7 protein-coding genes are annotated in these 8,120 nt (G+C 68.3%); 3 read left to right on the top strand and 4 right to left on the bottom strand.

The genetic code is table 11. From position 1 onward, the window contains the following. The coding region (locus tag sphsw_RS20640) for an ROK family protein (RefSeq protein ID WP_042467626.1) at window positions 1-594 on the bottom strand (594 nt) is incomplete at its 3' end. A 147-nt stretch (window positions 595-741) separates the two neighbouring features. Between sphsw_RS20640 and sphsw_RS16920 the strand changes: the two genes are divergently transcribed. Beyond that, on the top strand, window positions 742-2,535 hold the full coding sequence (locus sphsw_RS16920; protein ID WP_042467625.1) for a putative bifunctional diguanylate cyclase/phosphodiesterase: 1,794 nt from the start codon (window positions 742-744) through the stop codon (window positions 2,533-2,535). A gap of 12 nt (window positions 2,536-2,547) precedes the next feature. Here sphsw_RS16920 and glmS read toward each other — a convergent pair whose 3' ends face one another. Both glmS and glmU read right to left on the bottom strand, forming a co-directional pair. Next, entirely contained in the window at window positions 2,548-4,371 is a 1,824-nt protein-coding gene (glmS, locus tag sphsw_RS16915) for a glutamine--fructose-6-phosphate transaminase (isomerizing) (protein WP_031441645.1), read from the bottom strand. Between the two features lie 96 nt (window positions 4,372-4,467). Beyond that, window positions 4,468-5,826, bottom strand: coding sequence for a bifunctional UDP-N-acetylglucosamine diphosphorylase/glucosamine-1-phosphate N-acetyltransferase GlmU (glmU, locus tag sphsw_RS16910; protein ID WP_152555540.1), 1,359 nt, complete (start codon window positions 5,824-5,826; stop codon window positions 4,468-4,470). Window positions 5,827-5,900: 74 nt separating this feature from the next. On the opposite strand from glmU, the gene sphsw_RS16905 reads away from it, so the two are divergent. Then, complete coding sequence (locus sphsw_RS16905; RefSeq protein ID WP_031441643.1) at window positions 5,901-6,620, top strand: HAD hydrolase-like protein; 720 nt, start codon at window positions 5,901-5,903, stop codon at window positions 6,618-6,620. After that, entirely contained in the window at window positions 6,617-7,000 is a 384-nt protein-coding gene (locus sphsw_RS16900) for a hypothetical protein (RefSeq protein ID WP_042467624.1), read from the top strand. The genes sphsw_RS16905 and sphsw_RS16900 overlap by 4 nt, the downstream gene beginning before the upstream one ends. 16 nt (window positions 7,001-7,016) lie before the next feature. Here sphsw_RS16900 and sphsw_RS16895 read toward each other — a convergent pair whose 3' ends face one another. Next, window positions 7,017-7,943 carry a nucleotidyltransferase domain-containing protein gene (locus sphsw_RS16895; protein ID WP_235188441.1) on the bottom strand — a complete coding sequence of 309 codons (927 nt, stop codon included), beginning with the start codon at window positions 7,941-7,943 and terminating at the stop codon, window positions 7,017-7,019. Window positions 7,944-8,120: the final 177 nt, after the last annotated feature.

Below are 8,120 nucleotides of genomic sequence, written 5' to 3'. Positions count from 1 at the left end.
GGCGGGATGGCCGAGCCGCGCGGCAATCGCCGGCCCCGACACGAGCCCCTCGAGGCAGGCGCCGTGAAACGGGCAACTGCCGATCCAGTCGTCGCCCGGCGTTCGGACCGGCCGGATATGCCCGAGTTCCGAATGCATCAGGCCGTCGACCGGTCGATGCCCCGCGATCAACCCTGCGCCGACCCCGGTGCCGACCGTCACATAGGCGATGTCCGCCAGGCCCTGCGCCGCACCCCAGCGCGCCTCGGCCAGCGCCGCGCCGACGACGTCGGTATGGAAGCCGGTCGGCACCGCATATCGACGCTGCAGGCGCCCGGCGACGTCGGTCCCCGCCCAACCGGGCTTGGGCGTCGAGGTGATATGGCCGTAATCACCGCCGCGCCGGTCAATCCCGACCGGGCCGAAGCTTGCGATCCCGATTGCGACGAAACCGGTCCAGCGGTCGAGCACGGCTTCGATCGCGGCAAGCGTCTCATCGGGGCGAGTTGTCGGAATTCGTACGATTTCCTCGATCGCATCGGGCCCTCGCGCCAGGATACAGATGCACTTGGTCCCGCCAAGTTCGATCCCGGCCACCAATGGTATTTCGCTCATCCCTGTCCCCAAACCAATGCTTTGGCTGCAGCAATTCGTCCGGCGGGGCAGATCCGTCAAGTTGCTGTAATTTACTCCATGTTAACAACATAAGTCTATCGCGCAAGTCGACTCGTTGCGCATAATGCTGGCGACTGGAGCATAGAAATGCGGGCGTATGAAGAGGCGGCACGGCTTGATGCATTGCGCCAATTGCGCCTGCTCGACACCAGCGCCAGCGAAAGCTTCGATCGCATCACCCGGATGGCGGGCCAGATCTTCGGGCTGCCGATCGCCGCAATCTCGCTGACCGATAGCGACCGGCAATGGTTCAAGTCACGCGTCGGGATCACGCACGACCACATCGCGCGGGCCAAGGCCCCGTGCGCGGAGGTCGCCGAGACAACGCAGGGTCTGGTGATACCCGATCTGGCCGCCGACGGCTTCTATGCCAACAGCCCGCTCGCGCAGTCCGGCATCCGTTTCTATGCGGGTGCGCCGCTGATCACGCGGGAGGGCCATGGGCTCGGGTCGCTCTGCGTGCTGGGCGCCGAACCCCGAACCGCCTCGCCCGAGGAGCTTGCCGCGCTGACCGACCTTGCGGCGATGGTCATGGCGCAGATCGACCTCCAGCATGCGGTCGGGCGGGTCGATCCGGTCAGCGCGCTACCCAACCGCTTCCGGTTTCTGGAAGATCTCGACGATCTCGCGCGTGACACGCCCGGCGAGCAGCGCTTCGTCGTGCTGCTCGACCTCGCGCGCGCCGACCAGCTGAATGCGCTGATCCGGGTGATGGGCGCCGGCTATATCGAAACGCTGGTCAAGGAATCAGCGCGTACCTTGCGCGAGCAACTGGGGCCTGCGCGCACGCTCTATCACGTTGCCGCGACCCAGTTTGCGTTCCTGTCGTTACCCGGCGCAACGATGCCCGGCTATCTCGACGTGGTGAGCGCCGGGCTCGCGGTCAGTGCCGCGGGCTCGATCGCGCGGTTCGTGACGACGATGGCGGCCGGGATCGTCCCCGTGACGCTGGGAGCGATCCGGTCGCAGGAAATCCTGCGCGCCGCGCACAGCGCCGCACAGGATGCGCAGGCCAAGGACAGCCTGATCAGCGTCTATGCGACGTCGAACGATTCCGAATACCGGCGCAATATCGTGCTGCTCAGCGCGTTCGGCACAGCGCTGGAGGACGGCGCGTCGCTCCGCCTGGTCTATCAGCCGCGGATCGACCTCGGATCACGTCGCTGCGTCGGGGCGGAAGCGTTGCTGCGCTGGAACGACCCGACGCTGGGCGACGTATCGCCCGCGGAGTTCATCCCGATCGTCGAACGGACCACGCTGGCCAAGCCGACCACCGCATTCGTCCTCGACACCGCCCTGCGTCAGCTGGCGGCGTGGCAGGCGTGTGGCGTCTCGCTGCCTCTGTCGATCAACATCTCGGCGACCAATCTCGACGAGGACGGACTCGTCGCGGCAATCGCCGCGGCGCTCGACGCGCACAATGTCGCGCCCGACATGCTCGAGGTCGAGGTGACCGAAAGCGCGATGATGGAGAATTCGGCGCAGTCGCTCGCCAGGCTCGAGGCGCTGGCGGCGACCGGGGTCCGCGTTGCGATCGACGATTTCGGGACCGGCCACAGCAGCCTGGCCTATCTCCAGACGCTGCCCGCGAGCGTGGTCAAGATCGACAAGTCGTTCGTCGACCCGCTCGACACCGACGACGCCCGCAGCCGGACGGTGATCGCGACGATGATCTCGCTGTCGAAGAAGCTCGGTTTCCGCGTGGTGGCCGAGGGCGTGGAGACCGTCGGCGCCGTCGACACGCTGACGCGGATGGCGTGCGACGAGGCACAGGGCTATGTCTTCGCCCGCCCGCTCGAAGCGCAGGACGTCCTGCCCTGGATCGCGCGGTTCAACGGCGACGACCAGATGCCGCCATTGCCCCACCGCGAGGCGGCCTGAGCCCCGGCGCCCTTATTCGACGGTGACCGACTTCGCCAGGTTGCGCGGCTGATCGACGTCGGTCCCCTTGAGCACCGCGACGTGATAGGCGAGCAGCTGGACCGGCACCGCATAGACCAGAGGCGCGATCAGCGGGTGGACCTTGGGCATGGTGATCGTTGCCATGCAGCCCTCGCCCGCCGCCTGGATGCCGTCATAGTCGCTGATCAGCACGACCTTGCCGCCGCGCGCCATCACCTCCTGCATGTTGCTGACGGTCTTGTCGAACAACGGCCCCGACGGTGCGATGACGATGACAGGGACATGCTCGTCGATCAGCGCGATCGGCCCGTGCTTCATCTCGCCCGCGGCATAGCCCTCGGCATGGATATAGCTGATTTCCTTCAGCTTCAGCGCGCCCTCCAGCGCGAGCGGATAATCCGTGCCCCTGCCGAGATACAGCACGTCGCGCGCGCCGGCGACGGTGTGCGCCATCGCCTCGATCGCCTCATCATACGCCAGCGCGCCGTTAAGCGCGGCGGGCGCCTCGGCGAGGTGGCGGACGATCTCGCGCTCCTGCTCGCGGGTCAGCAGGCCCTTCGCGCGCGCCAGATTGGCCGCGAGCGCGGCGAGCACCGCAAGCTGGCAGGTAAACGCCTTGGTCGAGGCGACGCCGATCTCGGGGCCGGCATGCGTCGGCAGCAACAGGTCCGCCTCGCGCGCCATGCTGCTGGTCGGCACGTTGACGACGACCGCGATCTTCTGCCCTTCGGCCTTGGCATGGCGGAGCGCGGCCAGCGTGTCCGCGGTCTCGCCCGACTGCGAGATGAACAGCGCGAGGCCGCCCTCCTCCATCACCGGCGCGCGGTAGCGGAACTCGGACGCGACATCGAGGTCGACGGGGACGCGCGCGAACTGCTCGAACCAGTATTTGGCGACCATGCCCGCATAGAAGCTCGTTCCGCACGCGACGATCGTGACGCGCTTGATGGTCGACAGGTCGAATTCGGGGATCGGCAGCGAGACCTCGCCCTCCATCCGCTTCAGATACGAACGCAGCGTCTGCGCGACGACGATCGGCTGCTCGTAGATCTCCTTGAGCATGTAATGCTTGTGATTGCCCTTCGAGATCACCTCGCCGGTGATCCCCGACAGTGTGATCGCGCGCTCGACGGGCGCGTTGTCGCGGTCATAGACCTGCGCACCGTCGCGCGTCAGCACGACCCAGTCGCCCTCGTCGAGATAGGCGATACGCTGAGTCAACGGCGCGAGCGCGAGAGCATCCGAGCCGAGGAACATCTCGCCCTCGCCGTGGCCGACGACCAGCGGCGAGCCGAGCCGCGCGCCGATCAGCAGGTCGGGATGCTGGCGGAAGAGGATCGCTAATGCGAACGCGCCGTGCAGCCGCGGCAGGATCTCGCGCACCGCCGAGATCGGATCACTGCCGGCCTCGATCTTCTCGCTGATCAGGTGCGCGACGACTTCGGTGTCGGTCTCGCTGGTGAAGGTCCGGCCGCGCGCGATCAGTTCGTCGCGCAGCGGTTTGAAATTCTCGATGATGCCGTTGTGGACGACCGCGACCTCGCCGGTGGCGTGCGGATGCGCGTTGTTGGTGGTCGGTCCGCCATGCGTCGCCCAGCGCGTGTGCGCGATCCCGGTCCTGCCCGGCAGCGGATGCGCGGCGAGCTCGTTCGCCAGGTTGACCAGCTTGCCCGATGCGCGCCGGCGCTCGATCGCGCCGTCATGATCGGTCGCGATGCCAGCCGAGTCATAGCCGCGATATTCGAGCCGCTTGAGACCGTCGAGCAACCGCTCGGCGACCGCATCATTGCTCAGGATTCCCACGATGCCACACATGCTATCTATCCATTCGTCTTGTCGGGCGAGGCGTGCGACACGCTCCGCATGATCCTGGTCAGGTCGGGAACCGCGTGCGATCGGTCGCGCGGAGCGTCACCGACGAGCGGCTTTGCGGGCCACCATCATTTCGCGGAATCGCGCTGCCCAGCCGGGCTTGTCGACCTGGGGCGGACGGACGAGCGCGAGTGCGTCGGCGTCGACGTCGCGCGTGAGCACCGACCCCGCCGCGACGATCGCGCCGCTGCCGACGCTCACCGGCGCAACCAGCGCGGAATTCGAGCCGATGAACGCGTCCTCGCCGACGACGGTACGATATTTGAAATAGCCGTCGTAATTGCAGGTGATCGTGCCCGCGCCGATGTTCGCGCGCGCGCCGATTTCGGCATCGCCGATATAGCTCAGATGATTGACCTTCGCGCCGACGCCAATCGTCGCCTTCTTTACTTCGACGAAATTGCCGACGCGTGATCCGGCGCCGAGATCCGCGCCGGGCCGCAGGCGCGCGAACGGGCCGACATCCGCCTTTTCGCCGATCACCGCACCCTCGACATGGCTGAAGGCACGGATGACCGCACCATCCGCGACGCGAACGCCCGGGCCGAACACGACATTGGGCTCGATCGTCACGTCACGCCCGAGCAGCGTATCGTGCGCGAACCAGACCGTATCGGGCGCGATCAGCGTCGCGCCGTCCGCCATGGCGGCGGCACGGCGCGTCGCCTGCCAGGCCGCCTCAACCGCGGCGAGCTCGCCGCGGCTGTTGACGCCCGCCACCTCGCCTTCGCCCGTCTCGATCACCGCCGAGGCCCGGCCGTCGGCGGCGGCGAGCATGACGATGTCGGGCAGATAATATTCGCCCGCCGCATTGTCGTTGCCGACGCGCGCGAGCAACGCGAACAGGTCGCGCGAATGGACCGCCATCAGCCCCGAATTGCACAATGTCTCGGCACGCTCGGCGTCGGAGGCGTCCTTATATTCGACCATCCGGTCGATCCGGCCGGCGGCATCGGCGATGACGCGACCATAGGCACCGGGATCGGCGGGGCGGAAGCCGAGCACGACCGCCGCGGGCGCATCGTCGCCATGCAACCGGTCGATCATCCGCTGCATCGTCGCGGCGGTGACGAGTGGCACGTCGCCATAGAGGATCAGCACATCGCCCTCGAACCCGGCCAGCGCGTCGCGCGCCTGCGCCACGGCGTGGCCGGTGCCGAGCTGTTCGGCCTGCAGCGCGGTGGCGATCCCCAGCGGGGCGACCGCACGCTCGACCTGCTCGCGCCCGGCACCCGTCACCACGACGGTGCGCGCCGGGTGCAGCGTCGCCGCGCTCGCGACCAGATGGTGCAGCATCGGCCGCCCCGCGATCGGGTGCAGCACCTTGTGCAGGTCGGACTTCATCCGGGTGCCCTTGCCGGCCGCCAGGATGATCACCGCGATGGACTGGTCGTGCATATGCGTCGTCATGGAAGGACCGCTGCCACGAAAGCCTTGCCAATTCCATAGCCGCGCTGGCAGGCATCACGGCGATGACGTATTTTTCATTCGATATCGTCGGGTTCGACCTTGACGGCACCCTGCTCGACACCAGCGGCGACCTGACCGCGGCGGTCAATCATGCACTCGCGCTTGCGAACCGGCCGGCGCTGAGCGTCGAACAGGTCAAGCCGATGATCGGCGGCGGCGCGCGGCACATGCTGAAACAAGGGCTGACCGCGACCGGCGGCTATGACGAGGCGATGCTCGACCGGCTGCACGCCGCGCTGCTCGCCTATTACGAGGCGCATATCTGTGTGCTGACGCGGCCCTATCCCGGGGTGATCGAGGCGCTCGACGCGCTGGCGGCACGCGGTGTCACGATCGGGATCGTCACCAACAAGATCGAACGATTCGCGCGCACCGTGCTCGACGAACTCGGCCTGACCGACCGGTTCGCCTGCATCCTCGGCGGCGACACCATGGCGGAGGGCAAGCCGTCGCCGATGCCGATCCACGAAATGGTGCGCCAGTGCGCCGTGGTGGCGGACGCGAAGCGCGCCGGGGCGCAAGGTGCCGCCCCCCGCGCGGCGTTCGTCGGCGATTCGATCTTCGATATCCAGGCGGGACAGGCGGCAGGGTTGCCGACGATCGCGTGCAGCTTCGGCTTTCTGATGCAGCCGGTCGACGAGCTTGGGGCAGAGGCGGTGATCGACGGATTCGATGCGCTGATCCCCGCGCTCGACGACCTCGCCCGGCGCACCGCAGCGTGAACGGCCGCGACCGCGACCTGACCGGGTTCTTCAAGATCGCGCTGGCGCTGGCGATCCTCTTCGCCGTGACGATGGCACTCCTCCCCAAGCCGCCGCACCTGCCGATCGACCAGTTCGGCGACACGTTTAAGCACATGCTGGCCTTCGCGACGCTCGCCGCGCTGGCGTCGTTCGCCTATCCCGCTGCGCGCGGACGCAAGGTGCTCGAACGCCTGTCCTTCCTCGGCGCGATGGTCGAGGTGGCGCAGTCGATCCCGTCGCTGCACCGCGACTGCGACATTCGCGACTGGATCGCCGACACGATCGCGATCGCCGTCGTCGTCGCCATCATCGCGATGGTGCGGCGGACACGGCCGCCGCGGCTGCGCACGCTGCACTGATCCCCCGCGCGGGCGCTCAGGCCTTGCGCCACTTCGTCCACAGATGGCGCGTGAGCATCGCCGGTGGCATCCGCAGCGCGTGCGACCGGACGTAGAAGGCCAGCCGCGTGACCGGGCGGGTCGGCCGCCCCCAGCCGTCGCGCGCGGTCAGCCGCCGCACATAGAGGCGGTCGCTGCCCGCCAGCCGGCCCCCGGCGAAAACGCTGTCGACGAGGCGCAGCGCGCGCGAGACGGGACGGCGCAGACCATGCCGCGCCGCCTCCTCTGCAAGCCCCTCGGTGCCGAATTCCTCGACCAGACAGCGAATGTCCCACAAATTGCGCAGGCCGCCCGCCAGGTCGCCGTCCGCGAACAGATGCGCGGCGGCATGGACGATCATGCCATTGGGCGACAGCGTGCGCAGGCCGTTGCCGAGCGGCACGCTGTCCGCGATCAGGCGCGCAGGATCGGGCGTGACCCGCGCGGTGAGCGGCAGGATCGTGTGATGGACGTCGATCATTCGGTCGCGCTCGCGGTGAATCAGCGGCGGCAGCTCGTGCATCCAGCGCCGGTAATAGGCGTCGTCATACGGATCGGGCTTCACCCATTCCCACCCCGCGCCGAGCACCGCCGCCTCGACCCGGTCGAGCGCCGCCCGCGGCACGAGGATGTCGAGATCGCCGATCGACCGGCCCTGCCCCGCCATCAGTCCCGCTGCGGCATAGGCCGTCCCCTTGAGGAGCACGACCGGGCAGCCGAGCGGTGCGAGTGCGCGCCGCGCCATCTCCGCCTCCCACAGTGCCGCGCGGCGACCCTGTTCCGCGGCGGCGCGTGCATCGCCGAGGATCGCTTCGACCGCGCGCGGCAGCGGCAGGCCATCGAGACGCAGCGCCAGCGTCCCGATCAGCTGTTCGGCCCGGGCGATCGTCAGAAGGCTGGTCCAGCCTTCCGCGTCGAGCGCCATGACGCGTCCCGGATCGGCGAGCGCACCGGCGAGCAGGCTTGCGTCCGCCACCACGGTATGCGGGAGGTCTGTCACAGCGCCGCGCATAACGCCTCGACCTGCGCGACCCCGCTGGCACCGTCGGGATAGTCGATCGCGACCGCGGGGATCTGCGCGATCAGGCGGGTCATCGCGGTG

Origin of the sequence: Sphingomonas sp. FUKUSWIS1, assembly GCF_000733135.1 — a bacterium.
Lineage (GTDB): Bacteria > Pseudomonadota > Alphaproteobacteria > Sphingomonadales > Sphingomonadaceae > Sphingomonas > Sphingomonas aerolata.
Note: the sequence above shows the minus strand (reverse complement) of the source record. Positions and strands in the feature narration are given on the sequence as shown.

Excerpts from the sequence above, each read along its gene's own strand:
- sphsw_RS16905 (WP_031441643.1), top strand. The coding sequence starts at position 5,901 with ATGACGTATTTTTCATTCGATATCGTCGGGTTCGACCTTGACGGCACC.
- sphsw_RS16920 (WP_042467625.1), top strand. The coding sequence starts at position 742 with ATGCGGGCGTATGAAGAGGCGGCACGGCTTGATGCATTGCGCCAATTG.
- glmU (WP_152555540.1), bottom strand. The coding sequence starts at position 5,826 with ATGCACGACCAGTCCATCGCGGTGATCATCCTGGCGGCCGGCAAGGGC.
- glmS (WP_031441645.1), bottom strand. The coding sequence starts at position 4,371 with ATGTGTGGCATCGTGGGAATCCTGAGCAATGATGCGGTCGCCGAGCGG.
- sphsw_RS16895 (WP_235188441.1), bottom strand. The coding sequence starts at position 7,943 with ATGGCGCTCGACGCGGAAGGCTGGACCAGCCTTCTGACGATCGCCCGG.